Origin of the sequence: Bartonella sp. MU70NMGDW, from assembly GCF_042194085.1 — a bacterium.
Lineage (GTDB): Bacteria > Pseudomonadota > Alphaproteobacteria > Rhizobiales > Rhizobiaceae > Bartonella > Bartonella grahamii.
In genome coordinates this window covers 1-18,138 of record NZ_JBHIMK010000012.1, presented here as the reverse complement: position 1 = coordinate 18,138, position 18,138 = coordinate 1, and the positions used below count along the sequence as shown (strand labels likewise).

General features: G+C 37.6%; 15 protein-coding genes. 9 read left to right on the top strand and 6 right to left on the bottom strand.

Annotated elements, in window-relative coordinates:
* Positions 1 to 184: 184 nt before the first annotated feature.
* The 4 genes from ACFIKE_RS02375 (at position 185) to ACFIKE_RS02360 (ending at position 2,890) form a co-directional block, all read left to right on the top strand.
* The gene (locus tag ACFIKE_RS02375; protein WP_273791311.1) at positions 185 to 472 is read left to right on the top strand and encodes a hypothetical protein; all 288 of its coding nucleotides are present in this window, start codon (positions 185 to 187) and stop codon (positions 470 to 472) included.
* Between the two features lie 138 nt (positions 473 to 610).
* Positions 611 to 976 (top strand): hypothetical protein, encoded by a 366-nt coding sequence (locus ACFIKE_RS02370; protein WP_375617995.1) that lies wholly within the window; start codon positions 611 to 613, stop codon positions 974 to 976.
* 699 nt (positions 977 to 1,675) lie between these two features.
* A complete protein-coding gene (locus ACFIKE_RS02365; RefSeq protein ID WP_375617996.1) occupies positions 1,676 to 2,002 on the top strand; it encodes a hypothetical protein in 327 nt (108 codons plus the stop codon).
* 90 nt (positions 2,003 to 2,092) lie between these two features.
* Positions 2,093 to 2,890, top strand: coding sequence for a hypothetical protein (locus ACFIKE_RS02360; RefSeq protein WP_375617997.1), 798 nt, complete (start codon positions 2,093 to 2,095; stop codon positions 2,888 to 2,890).
* Positions 2,891 to 3,423: 533 nt separating this feature from the next.
* Here ACFIKE_RS02360 and ACFIKE_RS02355 read toward each other — a convergent pair.
* Positions 3,424 to 3,636, bottom strand: coding sequence for a hypothetical protein (locus tag ACFIKE_RS02355; RefSeq protein ID WP_375648309.1), 213 nt, complete (start codon positions 3,634 to 3,636; stop codon positions 3,424 to 3,426).
* Between the two features lie 1,323 nt (positions 3,637 to 4,959).
* Here ACFIKE_RS02355 and ACFIKE_RS02350 point away from each other — a divergent pair.
* Together ACFIKE_RS02350 and ACFIKE_RS02345 are read left to right on the top strand one after the other, a co-directional pair.
* Positions 4,960 to 5,403 (top strand): hypothetical protein, encoded by a 444-nt coding sequence (locus ACFIKE_RS02350; RefSeq protein WP_375626316.1) that lies wholly within the window; start codon positions 4,960 to 4,962, stop codon positions 5,401 to 5,403.
* Between the two features lie 1,690 nt (positions 5,404 to 7,093).
* Positions 7,094 to 7,849, top strand: a complete 756-nt coding sequence (locus ACFIKE_RS02345; protein WP_375648308.1) for a DUF4167 domain-containing protein — start codon at positions 7,094 to 7,096, stop codon at positions 7,847 to 7,849.
* Positions 7,850 to 8,665: 816 nt separating this feature from the next.
* Here ACFIKE_RS02345 and ACFIKE_RS02340 read toward each other — a convergent pair.
* From ACFIKE_RS02340 to ACFIKE_RS02325, 4 genes are all read right to left on the bottom strand, one after another.
* Positions 8,666 to 9,115, bottom strand: a complete 450-nt coding sequence (locus tag ACFIKE_RS02340; RefSeq protein ID WP_375648307.1) for a hypothetical protein — start codon at positions 9,113 to 9,115, stop codon at positions 8,666 to 8,668.
* 44 nt (positions 9,116 to 9,159) lie between these two features.
* Positions 9,160 to 9,525 (bottom strand): hypothetical protein, encoded by a 366-nt coding sequence (locus ACFIKE_RS02335; protein WP_375648306.1) that lies wholly within the window; start codon positions 9,523 to 9,525, stop codon positions 9,160 to 9,162.
* Positions 9,526 to 10,513: 988 nt separating this feature from the next.
* Positions 10,514 to 11,527: a sensor histidine kinase gene (locus tag ACFIKE_RS02330; protein ID WP_375625400.1), complete on the bottom strand. Its 1,014-nt coding sequence runs from the start codon at positions 11,525 to 11,527 to the stop codon at positions 10,514 to 10,516.
* Between the two features lie 22 nt (positions 11,528 to 11,549).
* Complete coding sequence (locus ACFIKE_RS02325; protein ID WP_375626310.1) at positions 11,550 to 12,344, bottom strand: response regulator; 795 nt, start codon at positions 12,342 to 12,344, stop codon at positions 11,550 to 11,552.
* A gap of 169 nt (positions 12,345 to 12,513) precedes the next feature.
* Between ACFIKE_RS02325 and ACFIKE_RS02320 the strand changes: the two genes are divergently transcribed.
* From ACFIKE_RS02320 to ACFIKE_RS02310, 3 genes are all read left to right on the top strand, one after another.
* On the top strand, positions 12,514 to 12,717 hold the full coding sequence (locus ACFIKE_RS02320; protein WP_015856821.1) for a NepR family anti-sigma factor: 204 nt from the start codon (positions 12,514 to 12,516) through the stop codon (positions 12,715 to 12,717).
* A gap of 7 nt (positions 12,718 to 12,724) precedes the next feature.
* A complete protein-coding gene (locus ACFIKE_RS02315) occupies positions 12,725 to 13,279 on the top strand; it encodes an RNA polymerase sigma factor (RefSeq protein WP_015856820.1) in 555 nt (184 codons plus the stop codon).
* A 224-nt stretch (positions 13,280 to 13,503) separates the two neighbouring features.
* Complete coding sequence (locus ACFIKE_RS02310) at positions 13,504 to 14,919, top strand: sensor histidine kinase (RefSeq protein ID WP_375625402.1); 1,416 nt, start codon at positions 13,504 to 13,506, stop codon at positions 14,917 to 14,919.
* A gap of 860 nt (positions 14,920 to 15,779) precedes the next feature.
* Here the strand turns inward: ACFIKE_RS02310 and ACFIKE_RS02305 are convergent.
* A complete protein-coding gene (locus ACFIKE_RS02305) occupies positions 15,780 to 17,765 on the bottom strand; it encodes a M23 family metallopeptidase (RefSeq protein ID WP_375648305.1) in 1,986 nt (661 codons plus the stop codon).
* Positions 17,766 to 18,138: the final 373 nt, after the last annotated feature.

The following is an 18,138-nucleotide window of genomic DNA, read 5'->3' as shown; positions in this document are numbered from 1 at the left end:
GTCTGAGATTGTCTGAGATTGTCTGAGATTGTCTGAGATTGTCTGAGATTGTCTGAGATTGTCTGAGATTGTCTGAGATTGTCTGAGGTTGTCTGAGGTTGTCTTGAAGAATGCAAGAGCCGTACAACGGAAAAAGATATTCAAATGCTTAATACGCGTTTAGCTTATCAAAAAGGGGGATATAATGGCACTTTTTCCATTTTCTATTGCTGATATTGATGATCCTGAATGTATTCGTGTGGTTCTTTATGCTAGCGGAAGAATGGGACATGCTCCTTTGAATGCTCTGTTGAAGCAAACACGTCAAGATCTCCAATGTTTTGATAAAATACAGACTCAAAATATTCTCCAACTTACACAGCGTTTGGATATTTTAGAACAACAATTGAAAACGATTATCAAAGATCTTGAAGATGTGAAACACAAACAAGACGCTGAAGAAGCGGATAAAAGTAAAACGATGGGTGATTAACCATCTCGATTTGTGTCTCTATGGGATTTAGCTCCTTTAAAGCAGTGAGATAGATAGTTGTGAACAGGATAGTTATTTGCCTGTCCATAGAGCATTTATTTTTTTGATCAACCAAAAATGAAAAAGAGGTATTCTATAATGAAAAAATTGATTTTAATATTTTTAGCTTTGTGTCTTACTGGACCAGCTTCTGCACGTTTGTGGACTATTTCAGATGATTGTTCAGATATCGGCGGAACAATGGTTCGCTCACAAATCATCAATAATATTTCTGTCATTCCATATAAAAATTTGCAAGGGGTAAATATTCTCTCTGTTTTAGAAACGAGGCCTACAGAAGAGCCAGAAATGTCAAAAATTGTAGGAAGAACATTTCATATTCAAAGTCCTGAGATTGTTGAGCTGGCCTATAGAGCTTACAGTACATCGCAATTCGTTGATATTTGTTACAGAAGTAACTATTCAATCAATGTTATTCGAGGGCTGAGAGTGCGTGATAATTAAGCGTATTATCTGTATTCGTTGTGACTTAAATAGGCGATGCTTGGAAAATGGTCAATCTTCTACACTAAGGCTATTTTAACCCTAGCAGTTTTCTGATTTACAGTTTTTACTCAGAGTATAATCGTTCATGTTTTACAGAATTCATGAGTTATCGGTATTGAGGATCTATCTTAAGATATTCAACTACAGTTGATTCTATTTTAAACTGAGTGATTTTGCATCAATCGTCGTTTGAGCTTAGATGGCAATTTCATTCTAGCGTTTGGTGTTAGACAGATTTAAGCTTAGTGAGGCTGTAAATACGTGTCTTAATTGTCTTTGTTGACAGTATGCCGCTTGCGATAGGCAATAAATCATAGACACATTTTGAATCCGTAGAATGCACGTACATTAACAATGGCAGACATTGTCAGTGGTAGATATCGCCAATGGTAGAGCTTGTGCATGCGGTGTTTTGTTGTGTGCATGAGTCATCATTCACGCGGCATCAATAAGGGAAGGCTTTGCTGTAGAGCCTGTAAAATAAATCGTGCAACAGCGGGGATAGAGGTAAGAATAGACTGAGATGAGGCAGTCTTATCACGGGCTAAAGCTGGTTAAAATTCTCGTCTTTAAGGAGGCGAGGAGGTTAAAAATATCCATTAGATTGCATGGGGATGCATTTCATGTCCGTTGCAATAAATTTAAAAGAGGTAAATTATGAAAAGCTTTTTGAAAAAAATATCCATCGTTTTGGTGATAATAGCATTAACAACAGGTGTTTCTCATGCTGGAGTTTATGAACAAAACGGTTATCTTAATTCGGTTCAAGTCGTTAGCGCAGGAGCACAATGTCTCCTAGAGCTCAGATACGGTATCAGTCCTACTTCAGACATTCAAAAAGGTGTTTGGGGCTGTGATAACATTGTTGGAAAAAGTATTTTGGATTTGGCAAAAACCGCAGTCATTTTGAACAGAAAAGTAATGGTTATTTTTGAAGCGGGTCATGTGCCAGCAAAAAGGGTTTTAGCCATCACTTTAAAATAAGATCAATAGGGGTTTTTCTCCCTTTTTATATCTGTAACGCTTCAAGAGGTTACAGGTATAAAATATGGAGTGTATATCAAAGGTATAAAAATGTTTCAAAGAGCATTCTCAGTATTTTTAGTGACAGTTTTATTTTTTTTCTTTTCAGATGTAAATCTGTCATATGCTATTGATCCTCCCCATATGGTTTTCCGTATAGATGATCGCTCTCCATCTGTTATATTCTTTGGAGGAGGTTTTGCCCCTTGGGGGGATGATCAGGATATCATACATCATGTAACTGGGCACTCTCTTGCTCAACAGACTTCAGCATTTGTGTCTACAACTGCAAATATGGATGCAGTTTACAGAATGGCGCGGCAACAGATTGCTAATAATCCTGATGAAACGTACTGGCTATATGAAATTATTCCAGATATAAATTTTTATTATGTTCCTAACTCACTCTTTGATACAGCTATGTCTGCTGACAACGTTGTTCAACATGAACAAGTTATGGATCTTTATTATGCATATTTATGGCAGGATGAATGGGCTTCGCTGGGGGCAATCAATACAAATCATATATACTCTGCAAGAAGTATTATGCGGCAAGCGAATGGTGATATTGTCATTGGTCCTAGAACCTTTAATTCTCTTTTTGTTGCCGCTCCATCACAAGTAAATTCGGGGACACTTCCTTCACAAGATTACACTTTTTTATCAGCTTATTATTCTGATAGCGAGGATGCGTTATCTCCAATGTCACTGGCATTTCTTGTAGAATCCTGTAACAGCTCTTCATCCAGTGGTCATATGGAGCGTTCTGGGGATTCTTCCTGCAGCACATACAAACATTCTGTTGATGATATTATGTATAAAATGAATCTATGGTATGAAGCTCTTTAAAGAATTACAGCTATATCTTGCTATTTAATCAAAAACAAAAAAGTAGGAAGATAGCGCATTTCTGTTTTATTTGATTGGTTCTGATGCGCATAGTGCGTAGGGCAGAGAAAATTTTTCGGTATTATGAAGTGTGATAGGGGTGCTATAAAGCATAGGTGTGACATCATCAAAAATGGAAGCGTTGATTTAACAGTATTTGTTTACCTCGATTAGAAAATCCGTTCTTTTCTTTGTTTGGAGTTTTACATCAATAATTTCTTATCTTGTTGTCTTGCTGCTTTTTGAGAGTGCGGTGATAGAAGGCATGTAAGTTTTATATATTGAAGTGTTTGTGTGTGGTGAATATGAGGGGTGTTTTTTCGTCATGTGATGAACTCTTCGGGCGGTGGGGATTTTGTCCATAAAGCGTCATAAAATATCGCTTTTTGTTCTATGGTGATAGAGATCCCATGAGGGGAAAAGACAAAGGGGAAAGTCAAGTGGATTTTGCGAGCCAATCATGTAAACTGGAACGAATTCCATGCGGATATAAATCAGGTTCTGTTTGTTTCATATAGCGCTATTTGTTGCATAACTTGTGATAGCCAATTCTCTAAATAAGGGGATTTGACCGGTAGAAGAAAAAAGGAATCATTACGAGACAGTAAGTGTGCTTGTTTCAGAATGTCTAATGCTTTTGCATGACATAAGGAACGCGAAACTCTGTCACGCCTTCCTTTCATATTTTCGAGTTCAGGGGTGTCCATATATTTCCTTCAACTTGATCTTTAAGCATGGGACACAAGGGAATTGAAGGCTAGGGAATTGGATGCAAGAGATTGAGATATAAGAGATTTGGATACAAGAGATTGGGATGAACATTTTTGGGATAAGCAAAGCTAATATGTTACGCTCGTTGTTTTACAGCGCGTTTGATAAAAAGCTAGGACATCTTTCCAATCCATTATGTATGTAACCTTAAGGCGTTGTTTTCTTAAGAGAGTACAGAGCTTTTTTGTTGCTTGTCAAACAACATCAAATTTCAAAGCTGTAACATGTTTGAGAGAAAGAAGAATGAGAGCCTTACGGATTCAGAAGGGCAAAACTCTCTGAGCGATTCCAGCTTTTGTAAGCTAGACTTTATGTATGTCAGATGGGGGCTGTATTTGAGTGATTTCTGAAATAGGAAGACAGCCTTATTGAGAAAAATATAAAGGCATATTAATCACTCTTCGGACTATCATCTTTTTCCTTTATAATTTTCAAAACTATCTATAGCAATATTATTTAAATAATGAAGATAATGCCTTATGCTTTTATGTATCGTGTGTCTTCTTGGGATCATGCCTCTCACATAAAAACAGAATGCCTCAAATATTAAAATATTATTTGTCTCCGAATATACATTTATTGCATATTCATGGACTTGTTTTTAAAGAGATATCCCACTCCCAAGTCCCTTTTACAAGAACACTCGTCAATGGTATAGGGGTAAAGCCCCTATGAAATGTATAAAACTTATAAGGTATCTCCCTCATCTTTATGCTTCATAAAAGTGCAGGTTGGTACTCTCATATATTTTTCCAGTTTCCAATGTTACGAAAGCCTTGGTTCGTGAGACGATTCATAAGAGGCATATGCCTTTTTTGTACAGTTTTTAATCCACATGCCAGCTCCGCTTGTAACTTGCAAGCGACATGGTTTTGATTGTTTCAACAGAAAACAAATTTAGGATGAGAGAATCCTGTGGTATTCGGGTCTCTCATTCAATATGAAAAAACAATAAATACTCTTTATAAATCAATGTGATGTATCTTAAAGAAGACGAATTGTTTATAAAGCCGCATGGATGAAGAATCTTCGTCTTTTAAGGTGGTGAAAGAAAATCATAATCCCTATTTTTTCATAAAGGGCGTGAGAAAAGTCTTTCACAAAAATTTTATACGATAAAAATTATACAATAAAAAAAGAGAGTCTTTTAACATAAGAGTCTTGATCGTTTGCTGCTATAACCTGTATTGTGTACACAGATACTGCTATCATTTTTTACTGTAAAAGCTTCTCTTGGGATATTAAAGGGTACAATCTTTATGGAAAGAAGAATCCGCGCAAGGCAAAAGGCTTATTTAAAAAGATTATATCGCAAGATTGCTTTTGTTTGCATAATACTTTTTTGTATAGTGATTTTGTGTTTTGTTGTTGCAAAGGTGGTCAGTTATTTTTCTTCTCATAAAAAAATAACACAACAAGCATCTGTTGAATTGGTTATTCCTGTTTTTGATCTGCGCGTATATTGCAAGGAAATTTCTGCTTCCGTTATGCCCGATATGAAAAGAGAAGTTTATCAGCATTGTCTTAATTTGGAAAGTGAGGCCTATTTTGCTATTCGTGAAATGTGGGATAAGCTTTCTGATACTGCAAAAAAACAATGTTTGACGATGGTACGACCTGGGGATGGAAATTATTTTCTCTTACGCGATTGTTTTCTCAATGAAAAAGAAAATAAAAAAGGCAAAAGACGCAATTACTTTTAAGTTTTTATACGGAAAGTTAAAAGGATGCGAATTTTGATGAAAAGATAAAAACCCCTTAAATTACGATCTGCCTCGAGACCAATAGAAATTTTATTTATTTATCTTGTTATATTGCACTTCTTATTTAAGGTGTTGCGACATAAGGCATGGATGCCTCCTTGAAATGTTTAAAGGGGCGTGGTGGAGTTTTAGGAGGATTTGTTGAGCTTTTTTAAGCGAAATAACAGGCGTGGGAAATCCATTTCGTAATGGTTCTGGTGAAGGGTATAATGGTAAAGCCTCTCATGAAGTGTATAAAATTTATAGAGCATGTTCATCTTTACGTTTCAAAAAAGAGTAAGCTCCAAGTACTATCTTACACTGTGCTCGTTCCCAATGGTGCCTCTCGACAGCCCGTAAGCCTTAGAGATGGTTCATAAGAGGCACTTTTAGCCTTTCTTTATCGTTTTTACTCTACGCAGGCTTTTCCGAGTGTAACATGCAAGAAAAAGAGATTGATTCAATAGTAAACAGATTGAGGATGAAAAATCCTACGGTATTAAGTTTTCTTACTTAATACAAAAATATGAATTATCATTATAAATCAATTCAGTGTACGAATTTTACAAGAATTTTAATTGTTGACAGAACAGTGTGACTTGAGAACCTTCGTTCTTTGAGGGCGTAAGTCAATAGACATGACAAAAATGAGTAAAAAAGAAACATTCCTTTTATAAACATTCAAGGCTGCTTCATGCGTAAAGTGCTGTGCTGGGTTTACAAATGTGCTTGTTTTATAATTCCAGTTTTCTTTATCAGAAAAGATAAGAGAGGAAATGCGTTATGCCATTCTTATTGATAGTTTTTGAGGAGAGTATCTTTTTGAGAAGAAGCTGATTTTTAGGAAAGTGTGACATATTGGTCATTTTTTTCATAATTTGATATTTTTTTGTATTTAAATATTTTGTTTTTAGGCTCAATTTGTTATAAATAAAGGCTGTGATTAACTTAAAAAATGCATGGGTAAAAATAGAAATTGATAGTATCGGGCTTATTTAGGAAAGAAGATTAATCTCTTGGTGATTATAGGGCTTGAATAATACTTCGTATTAATCTATCTATAAAGATCAAGAGGTTTTGTGAAGCGATCGTGGATTATCGCTCGCAAAGGGGTTGCTTTAGCGATGAAGAGAGGCTATATTCATAAAATAAAGAGGTTCGCGCGGTGACTCGCTGGGATGGAAGTGCTTGTGAGTTAAATGCACGAGGGGGTAGAGGATATCGGCGTTTTTAGGAGCGGTGGTTTTAGAGCAAAAAAGGAAGCTTCTAATATTCTCTGGCAGGAATTTTTCTTTGTCAGGTGTGTTGTGTGTGTGTGTGTTTCCCTTTTTGTTTTCCACAAGATAATTATTTTTTTAGTGAAATATGGTTTATTTTAAAAAAAACACTTGGCATTTTACGTGAACATCATTAGGTTTCTGCTGTTTAACAGAGAAAGAGGGAATTTTAGATTTACGATTTCCCTGCTGTTTTATGATTTTCAAGAAAATATATGCTTTTATCAATATCAGTAGGGTTCGTTTGAGTAAAATAAACGCGGATAGCTTGATAACCGTATGTTAAAAATGATTAGCATTATCAAAAGGTAATGCAATGAGGAAGAGTCAATTAAGACATACATATAAGACAAACACTCCAAAAAGGGATAAAGATGAGGCCACAACAAAATAGACGGGTACGCGGTCGCAACAATAACAATAATGGTAATAGCAATAATAATCGTCGCGGTCCTAATCCGTTGTCTCGCAATTATGAAAGTAGCGGTCCGGATGTTAAAATTCGCGGGAATGCTCAGCAAATTGCCGATAAATACATAAGCCTTGCGCGTGATGCACAAGGTGCGGGTGATCGTGTTATGTCGGAGAATTATTTACAACATGCCGAGCACTATTTGCGTATTATTTTAGCAGCAGTTGGACAAATGTCTCAATCGGTTCGACGTGATGAAAATCGTGGTGATGAAAATCGTGATGAAAACAACGAGCAAGAATGCGGTGAAATAAATCTTGACGGTGAAAAAAAGGATACTGTCGAGGATGATACAGATGTATTACAGATGCCGTCGCAAAAAAATGGTAATGGCCAATATGCTAAAACGCAAAATGGGGATGCGCGTGAAAATGCTTTAGAGGCTCTATCGGATGAAAAAACCGATCAAGAGCACTGTCGCTCTGAGAAAAATGTTGAACCCGTCAAAAAAACACGTCGTTCTCCCCGTCGACGTACTGTACGGACCCAAGATGAATCATCTCTTGAGCTTTCACTTACAACAGCAGAAAGCACGAGCAATGGAGATGCATCAACAGCAACAAAAGAGGTTTCTTCGTTGCCTGGATTAAGTGAGGGGATACAGAGAAAACCGCGCCGTCGCCGAGTGGTCAATCTTGAAGCAGAGGAAAATGTTTAAATCTTCAGGGATTCTGTGTAAGCGCTTGTGGTGATGTTATTGGTATCATGATAGTAAATATATATGCTTAAGAAGCTTCTTGCGCTTTGTTTGAATTTTCACGGGCAGTATTAGGAACTTAACGAAGGGGGTTGACAGAAAAGATTGCCTCTTTACTGGGATTTAAGTGAGGGAATACAGAGAAAAGCACATCCGTGTATTTTAAGAGGCAGTTCTTGTATGAAGAACGCAATGTCGTTGTTTTATTTATTCATACTTATATTTAATATTGTTCAATGTATTTATGCCCATTTTGCGATGGTGCTCATGAATTCTATCATGTGAAATACATCGGTTATCTTTGCTTAATAAAAGATGTAAGCTGGGCGTTATTGCGTTAATTTTCAATGTTGAAACAGTTCTTCTTTTGATATCGGATCATTCATAAGAGGTATTTTTATTCATCCATTTCCTTGCTGGGATATGTGAGCAAATGATTTTGATTCAGTTCCTTATGAACAGATTTGAAAGGGGAGAATCTTACAGTATTTGAGGTTCTCGTTTGACATGCAAAATAAATCATCACTATAAATTAATTATGTTGAATTTTTGCACTCAAGAAGATGCCTTTCTTGCATGTTCATTAGATTTTCCCAAGCGATGTCAGTTTTCTTAAAAATGGGAATGCGTTGACAGAAAGGTTTCTTCTTTTCCGAGATTAGGTCAGGAGATACAGTGAAAAATCTACCGTTTCCCAAGTGGTCGTATCTTGAAGCAGAGGAAAATGTTTAAATCTTCAGGGATGCTATGTAAGCGCTTATGGTGATGTTCGTTTGCTTAATGAGGCATTATCTTCGAACTTTCTTTTGTTGTTTCAACAGAAAGAACGGCGATTAGTGCACCGGTGTGATAATTGTAAATCATAAATTTTGTTTGTCTATCAGGGGTTAAAACTTTCAGTACAATATTGTGTTCTGAGAGGCTTTGCGACAAAATCTGTGTTTTTTCCGGTAGAGAGAGCGTATGATGGATAACGTGTGGGGTTTTGCTGGGAGAGGAAGATAGCTCTGTTTGTTTTGGCGCTGATCCGGTTGTTATCACTTTATAAACAATTAAAAACAGTACAGTTAGAATAAGGAAAAGCGTTATTAAAACGGAAATAATCATTAAACCCATAAGTTTTTTTCTCACTCGTTCTACAGCAGGATCTAAAGGGAGATCTTGAGGCAGAGAGTTTTGCTCTGTGTGATGGTCTTTTGAAGGTTGCATGCGCTTATTATCAATCATGTCTTTCATTGAGTATTTTTTTGAGATCTGATGGGTTTATGCTTTTAAAGTTTTTTCTGCAAGAGGTTTGTGGAAGAAGAATGCAAAAGAGGAAGCGATGTTGGTAAAATACCTTCTTTCTGGACTGTAGATATCTTGTTATTTACGTTTTGGCTTTTAAGCAGGAAATTTCCACGGTTTGTTACAGACCAGATCAATTTTACTTCTTGTTGATGTAAATCTGCATGGACGTTTATACATTGAGCAAAAATTTGTTGTCCAGAAAATGAAAACTTTTTTGTGGACGGTATCATGGATTGTTCACATGCTTGAGCCGTGGGATAGATTTTAACCATTGTATTGTTCGAATAGCAACTATTAAAATCATCTGTACATGAAACTAATAAGAGGATAAAAACAAGGGGGGTCATCAATTATTTTCCAAATGAGAGGTTGACAGAGCGGACTCCAATTTGTCAGCTTAGGGGACTCTTCACTGTTAAACGGTTTCAAAGTTTTTTAGTTCCGCGTTTGAGATGCCATTCTATATTGAATTATTCAAAGTCATTGGCTTGCACGTCATAAAAGGGTGGGTATGGGCTTTGTGTTGGTGAGAAATATTTGAAAAAAGACTAAAATGCCTCTTATGAACGCTCTCAGAGGTCAAGGGCTGTTGTAACATGAGGGACAAATGGTATGATGATGCTCGCTACTACTTTTATGAAGTGAAAAGAGGCATGAAGGTACAGAAGGATGTGGAGTAAAAAGGGGCGTGTTTGAGGGTTCACTTTACGGGGGCTATTAATTATGTTTTATTTACAGACACTGTTTTGATTTGAAATGAGCGTGGATACGCTGGCAAATATTAAAAAAGTGCGTGAATCAAAGACACAAGCGTATTCTGTTATAGGGTGTCCTATTGTACATGAAGAGAATATCTCCATTAAAGAATGCGATAAATACAAGCATAAAATGTGTAATTTTCATCAATTGATTGTCGTTGTTGTGGTTGCTTTAAGCCCGTAAAGCTGAAGAGTGATGATGGATGTTAGCTTTACTTCTTGAAATTTCATATTCTGCCAAAATGAAATTGTATGTGCATTGCGAAAATGACACAAAAAGAGGTGGGTAATAGACTCGCTTTTATTTGGCATATAAAAGCTGAAACGGTTTGCGCTTCATCGTTTTGGTTCTTGTTTTAAAATATGCGGTTATATAAGGGATGGAAGTTGATTGACAGCGGGAATGGACTTTATGTAGCTTTCAGTTCTCATCGTTAAGGTTTTGGGGAACTATTGGGGGATTATAGAGCTGGGTTTAAAGGGGTGGAAAATATCTTTGTGCTTAATAAAACAGATGAGAAATTTTGCTAAAAAAAGGGGAAACTTCTCTTGTTTATTTATTGTTTAAAATGCTCTTTTAAGAAAAAATATCAAAATAAGTATCAGGAACAGAGAGGCAATAGACAATTCCTTCTTGTGTCAATTTGAGGGAAGCTGAACCATTCACGGAAATGGGAACGATTTTTTCGAGAACGGCACTACCAAAACAGGCTTTTTTATTGTTTGTGGGAGGGATGCCGGATTCAAAACTTTCATGCCAAGTGATGATAAGTTGCGTTTTGCCATTCGGTTTTGTTTCGATTTCACAACGTACACAGATGCTCCCCTTTTCTTGGGAAAGGGCTCCAAAAGAAAGAGAATTGACAATCAGTTCATGAAAAGCCAAACCAATATGCAAAGCGGCATTGGGAAAAAGATAAGGATCTACGCCTTCAAGTGAAAAACGTTTTGTTTCTTTCATAAAATAGCCTAAAGCCTGCGTTTGGACCAATTCGCGAAATTGAGCACCACGCCAATCGGAATCAGTGATCAGATCTTGAGAATGAGAAAGAGAATGAAGACGACCTTGAAATTTGCGTAAGAAAACCTGAAGAGATTCAGTATAGCGCGCGGTTTGGCTAGCAATACTTTGAATGATCGCTAAAAGGTTTTTAGAACGGTGACTGACTTCGCGAAGAAGGATTTTAAGCACTTGTTCACGGCGGCGTAAGCCGGAAATATTAACACCGGTGGTGATAATACCGATAATGTCTTCGTTATCATTGCGGTGGCAATCAATAGAAAATTTGTACCAAATCTCTTGTTTGTTTGTATCTTCAAAACGTGCTTCAACAGTTTGCATTTTGCCACTGGCTAAAACTTGCAGTTTGATGGTTTCCATATTGTCTGCAAGGTCAAGCGAAAAAAAGTCGCTGTCACGACACCCAACCCGCCATTTATTGTGCAAATGGTGCGGCAAGTTTTCAGCCCATAAATAAACCAGATTTGTTGCCTGATAGAGAACACAAATATCAGCACCACGAATCGCTTGCATGAGCGCACTCATATGAGATCTATCCATGGGAGGCTTTGAAAGAGGCGTAACAATCATAATTTTAAGATGTTACTCTGTTCTAAGCCGCTTTAGAAGCATTCTCTTGAAAAAATAAAGCTTGAGAAATAAGCGCTTTCACCATATCCGGGTTGAAAGGTTTGGTCACTAAAAAAGTTGGTTCTGGACGCTCGCCGGTCAGCAGCCTTTCAGGAAAAGCCGTGATGAAAATCACTGGTATACGGTCATTTTTCAAAATCTCGTTGACCGCGTCAATACCTGAACTGTTATCGGCTAATTGAATATCAGCCAAAATCAACCGTGGTTTTTTCTTATGATACATGATGACAGCTTCATCACGCGTGCGCGCTATTCCTACAACATGATGACCTAGGCTTTCTACCATTTGCTCAATATCAAGCGCAATAAGAGGTTCATCTTCAATAATCATTACTTCAGTGGCAATTTGTTGAGAAATATCAATGGATGCTTGGTTGAGAAGCTTGCGGAATTCTTTTGTATCCAGATTCATGATTTCGCTGGCTTCTCGTTCATGAAATCCTTCAACGGCAATGAGCAAAAATGCTTGGCGTGCACGGGGCGTGAGATAGGATAATTTGGCACTTGTTTTTTGTTCAAGACCAAATTGGGGCAGGGGTTCAGGGATGTTCGGTGTGGTTTGGTCAAAAAGATGGCAAAAAAGCCAATAGGTACCAATTCGGTCACTGGATGCTTTGGGAAAAATGGAGATATCGGCGATGAGTGCTTCCAACATCGCGGATACATAAGCATCGCCAGAGGATTGGCTACCGGTGACAGAGCGGGCAAAACGCCGAAGATAGGGAAGATGCGGGGCAATGCGCGTTGATAATGACATAATTTATAACTCCTTTGACCTTTCAAGCATTTTGTTGATTGAAATTCTCAGCCGGTAAAAAAGTTCCTTGATTTGTATGGAACTTTTTACCGACAGCTATATTTACAACCATAAGGCGAAAAAATTCTTCGCGGTGCTACTGATATTATATGGATTAGGGGGATGAAAAATGAACGACCGTGATGAAAAAAATCTCACCACACAATTTACAGTTGGAGATGATCTTCTCGGGGTCAATAGCGAAATAGCACGGAAGTTACGTCAATTTTACATGGAAATTCAAGAAGAAGCACTGCCACGGTGTTTGCTTGAGCTTTTAGAGAAGTTGGAGCGCGCAGAGCAATTTGGCTTAAACAATGTGGAAAAGGTTTGAATCCTTTATGTCAAAGTGCGCGAAAAACTTTAAACAAGAACTTCTTTTGGTGTTGCCGGCTTTACGAGCTTTTGCTGTTTCTTTAAGTGGTAAGCAGGATAAAGCCGAAGATTTGGTCCAAGATACTGTTATGAAGGCATGGGCCAAGCAAGATAGTTTTGAGATGGGAACCAATCTTAAGGCTTGGCTTTTTACCATTTTGCGCAATGAATTTTACAGTCAAATGCGTAAAAAGGGAAGAGAAGTTCAAGATACCGATGGCGTGTTTACTCAAAATGTCGCTGTTCATCCGGCTCAATATGGATCGCTTGATTTGCAAGATTTCAAAAAAGCCTTAAATTTGCTTTCTGCCGATCAAAGAGAAGCCATTATTCTCATTGGCGCATCGGGGTTTTCTTATGAAGATGCTGCGGCTATTTGTGGTTGTGCTGTTGGAACCATTAAAAGCCGTGTGAGCAGGGCGCGTAATCGATTACAAGAACTTCTCAAGGTGGATGGTGAGTCTGATTATGGTCCTGATTCTTATTCAGCTGGAAGTACATTGTGTTCATTTAACGGCTAAAAAAGCATAATAATTATGATCGATAGCCTTGTTTTTTTTATTCCCGTTATAGCTATTACAGTAAAGTCAGTATCTGAGGAAATTCAGAGTGTTTGGCGTGTATCCTTAGGAACACAAGAAAAGCCTGTATAAACTTTCCCACGGGCTTTAGGTTTTATTTTCCATAAGGTTGCCTTCCTTTGTGCTGAAAAATGACGACTTTCAAGTTCGCCAATGGACATTCTATGACAACAAAAACAAATTTGATGCCTCAAATGCCTTCTTCTGATGCAACGATATCACGCTGGCGGTGGTGTGCGATTGTTGTTTCTCTTGTTATGGCTCTTTTGGCATCGGTTTTTATTATGTTGCTTTCAAATGCCGTTGATCGAGAAGTCGCACAGTTGAATACAAGTTCAGAATTGCGTGAACAGGCTGATTTGGTCCTTATTAGCTTGATTGATATGGCTGTTGCTGATCGCAGCTATGCAAAAACGCGCAAGGCGGAAGATAAAATACGTTTTGAAAATGCAGAGCGGGAGTTGGGGGATATTCTCGATTATATCGCACTTATTGTTTATGCGCATCCACAATGGGATGAATGGTTTACGGCTTTTAAAAAAGAGGTTGAAGCACGAAAAGCATTTATGAATGCCCATATGCATGCTCTTGATGCGATTCCTGAACAACCTTCTCAAGCTGCCTCTTTTGAAGGATCAAAGATTCCTGTGGCACGTTTAGCTCAATTGATGACAAGCTTTATTAATGGGGATGATGTGGTGCGACAAAAACAGCGTGAGGGTATCGCATTAATGCGGGCTGCTTTGACATTGGCGGCTATTGTTTCTGTTGTGAGTACTTTTATTTCTGCCTATTTTGTTATTAATCGTTTTCATCGTGATGTGCGCTCTTTAAAATTGTATCAATTGCTGCTTCATAGCGAAAATATCGCTCTGGAAGCCCGCGTGAAAGAACGGACACAAGAATTAGAAAGAGCACGCAATCACGCTGAAAAAGAACGCCAACGGGTTGAAATATTATTGCAGGATGCAAGCCATCGCATTGGCAATTCTCTTGGGACGGTGTCTTCTTTGCTGGGGCTCCAGTTAAACCGGAGCAAAAATGAAGAGGTACGTTCTGTTCTAGGAGCTGCGCGTGATCGTATTCAGACAATTTCTACAGCACATCGTCGTTTGCGCTTAAGTGATGATATGGAAACGACTTTATTGGCAGAGTTTCTCAGTTCTGTTGTGCATGATGTCGAATTGGCAGTCCCTTTTGAATTGCGTGAAAACATCACCATTCACACCAATTTTAAAGATTGTCGCCTGTCTTCAAGAGATGCGACAACACTTGGAATTATTCTTGGTGAACTGCTGACAAATTCCTTAAAACATGCCTTTCCTGATCAACGTACGGGTCATATTTATATCTCCTTTGGTCCCCAGAAAGATGGACAATTGATGCTCATTGTAGAAGATGATGGCGTGGGAATGAAAAGCCAAACTTTAGAACAAAAAACAGGACTTGGTCGTGTGGTCGTGGAACAGCTCTGTATGCAATTTGGTGAGAAACCTCTGTTTGAAACTTCTGCTTTGAGGGGCACAAAGATTGTCATTCCTTTGCCAAAACTCAGTATGAATAGTTCAAAAAAACTCTGATTGATTTTTTTAAGAGATAAATTCTTTACTCTCTGCTTGTTCGCTTTAATAAAAATGAGAATAAAATATGACTTAGATAACACGAACACAGCACCATTCATTTTAGCTTGTCAATTGTTTTCAAGAGAAGAAACTTTTCTTCTTCATCTTTTGCTCTCTTTGTTTTTCGCTTTGTTTACTCCGATTATCGGCTTTTAAAATTCTCTTTTTTTGTATGTTTTATAGCTTTGAAGTGCTTAAGTTAAAATTTAAATTTATTTTGAATAAGAGCTCCTTTAAGCCAATAATAATACTTATATTAGTAAGCTCTATTTCTTTGCGAAGAGATTGTTTTTTCAAGTTTTGTTATTTTTTGTAAGGCATGTAAAACTTTAAATATGGGGTGTTTTTGTAAAAGTGTGTAACGAATATTCTTAAGGATAACTTGCTCATAAAGTTTATGAAACACCGTTTTTTAGGGCTATGAACAGCATAAGCATTCAACAAGTGAAATCTCTTCAACAAGAAGTCTGGTTGTTTATAGAATGATATGGGTTTTAGAATCTTCATCCTTGAGAAAAAACTTACCTTTGATTAAAATTTTATTGCATGGAAAACAAAGGGATTTTTATCGTTTTGATAAAACAAACAAGAAGAGTTAGCCTTTTTGGATTTCATATTTTGCACTTTTCTATCGTGCATAAACATGCAAAGGGGAGGGCGTTTTATTTTTAATCATTGTTATGGCAGCCTTGGGTGGTGGCATATTTCGGCGTATTCTTTACAGATATTTAAAGTGCGGAAATCTCTTTGAGAAAAATAAGCGCTAAAGCATATTTTTTAGATGTTTTGAGTCGTAAAAATGCAGATGCTTTTATGCTTTAAGTCTCTTCAGAGGGGGGGATCGGGCTGTTGATCAAGGCATCAATATTGTTTTTTTCTTGGAGGAATGTTTGTAGGTCTTGATTGGTTAAGGCTTTGCTATCCGGTATACGGATGCGCATAGGATCAACTTTGATGCCATTGACAATGATTTCAAAATGACAATGGGGTCCGGTTGCCATGCCTGTTGATCCAACATAGCCAATAATTTGTCCTTGTCGTACTTTCACGCCTGGTTTGATGTCTGGTGCATAACGGCTTTGGTGTGAATAACTGCTGACATATCCATTGGCATGTTGAATTTCCGTGTGATTTCCATAGCCGCCTGTTACGCCTACTCTTGTGACAATACCATCTCCTACAGCAATAATGGGTGATCCTTTAGGAGCAACCCAGTCAACACCCGTATGCATGCGAATATAGCCTAAAATAGGATGTTTGCGTGGACCAAAGGGGGAGCCAAAAATCCCATTTGGTGTGGGTTTTCGCAGCAAGAAAGGCTTTGAACTCTTCCCTTCAGAATCATAATAATCAACGCTTCCATCTTTTAATTGATAACGGTAATATTTATAAGTTGTATTCCCAAAAGTTGCACTAATATAACGAATTTCTGGATCAGTGTTTTTGGATGCTTCCTTTGCTTTCAAGTTCTTTTTGCCGTTTTTGTTTTCTTTATCGCTTTGTGGTACGGCATAAAATATTTCGATTTGATCATTGGGGGTTATCGGACTTTTCATGTCAATATTGGTGGCCAGCAGACGAATGAGACGATGAGAGAGAGATTGTGATATATTATGGCTTAGCAAAGCACTATAGAGTGCATCATAAGCTGTTGGTAATTGCGCGCTATTGATATAAGAATGCGGAATACCATTTTGAAAAGCCGTTTTAAGAGCTTTAGACATTTTAGGCTCTGTGCTTTCAATGAATTGGCCTTTATCATTTAGCGCAATGGTGAGAACATGATACATCCCTTGATAGATACTTGCGCGTACGAGATGATCTTCTTCACCAGCTTGTGTCACGATGCCAATGCGTAAAAGACTTCCCTCTTTAAGGGCATCGGAAAGGCTCATTTTTTCTAGCGTTTTTACAACCTGTTCAATTTGCTTTTTTGTATAACTGGTTTTTTTGAAAGCATCGGCTATCGTTTGTTTTTTACGAATAGGAATAATATCTTCAACATAGTTTTTTGTCAGATCGATACGGTGACTTTGAGGAGAAACGGTTACATTTTCTTGCACAATGCGAACTTCAGGGGATTCTGTACCTTGGGAATCAGTAGATGCATCTTCTAACTTTAAAGGATCAATCAATGTGAGAACTGAAAGAAGTTCGGTACTTTTTTCTAACGTAAACCCAGCTTTTTGCACTTCTTGTTGTGCCTCTTCATCTGTCAGCGTATCGTTGTCATCAAAATCGAATTGATTTACCTTAAAATCATAGCTGCGTAAGGTGATTTTTGTTTCAACCTTTGCTCCATAAATCTGTCCAGAATCTTGTGGTTTGGCACTTTGATTTTTCGAATCACTGGCAAGAATGCTTAAAGAATCAAATTTTGGATAGCTATATTTTTGGGGGCGCTTTTCAGCTAAAGCCATACGAATCCATTCAAAATGTTGTGTTTGAATGACTTGTTCATCGCCTTTTTTTTGCAGAATCGATAGTTCAAATTGACGTTTGCTGTCAAAGCTTTGCCGTGCATGGGTGGGAGAAATACGATCCCCTTTATATCCATTGGCCTCAGGATCTTGTGTGTGTGAGAGATTTTCATTTGTAAACCATTGTGGAGGGGTTACCAATCGCTGTTGTTCATCAAGAGCCGTAAAAAGTGCAATACCCATAAGAATGCAGGAAGTGATTCCTGTTAGAACGGTTCCCGTAAGCCAACGGGCCGAAACTTGTCGGCGCGCAGGACGCAAGCGTTTGACGACAAGAGCAGGGTCCTGTCCGGGATCGTTTTTTTGTTGTTCGTTATCCCACATAGATTCTAAGAGTACTTTTTCAATATTAAATAAAGAAAGCTAGCATAGCTTAGCATGTTTCTACAAGAATTTGATTCTTTTTACAAATTACAGATCATACGAATTCTCTTTATACAGCAATGTCTTTATGAATCGTACCTGTGCAGAAAAATTTCCTTATTAAAGTAACATAAAACAAGCGTTATTGTGATTAATCCATTCCTAGGCGTTTCCTATTTTTATGCATTGCAATGGGGTGCTATATTTTACTTTAAAGGCGCTATGCTCCCTTTAACTCTTTCTGTTTTCATGTTTTATTTTTATTTTAGTGTAATGTATTGAAATACAACCAGATGTTTATGTTATTTTATTTTAAAAAAAGTAAAAAATGATA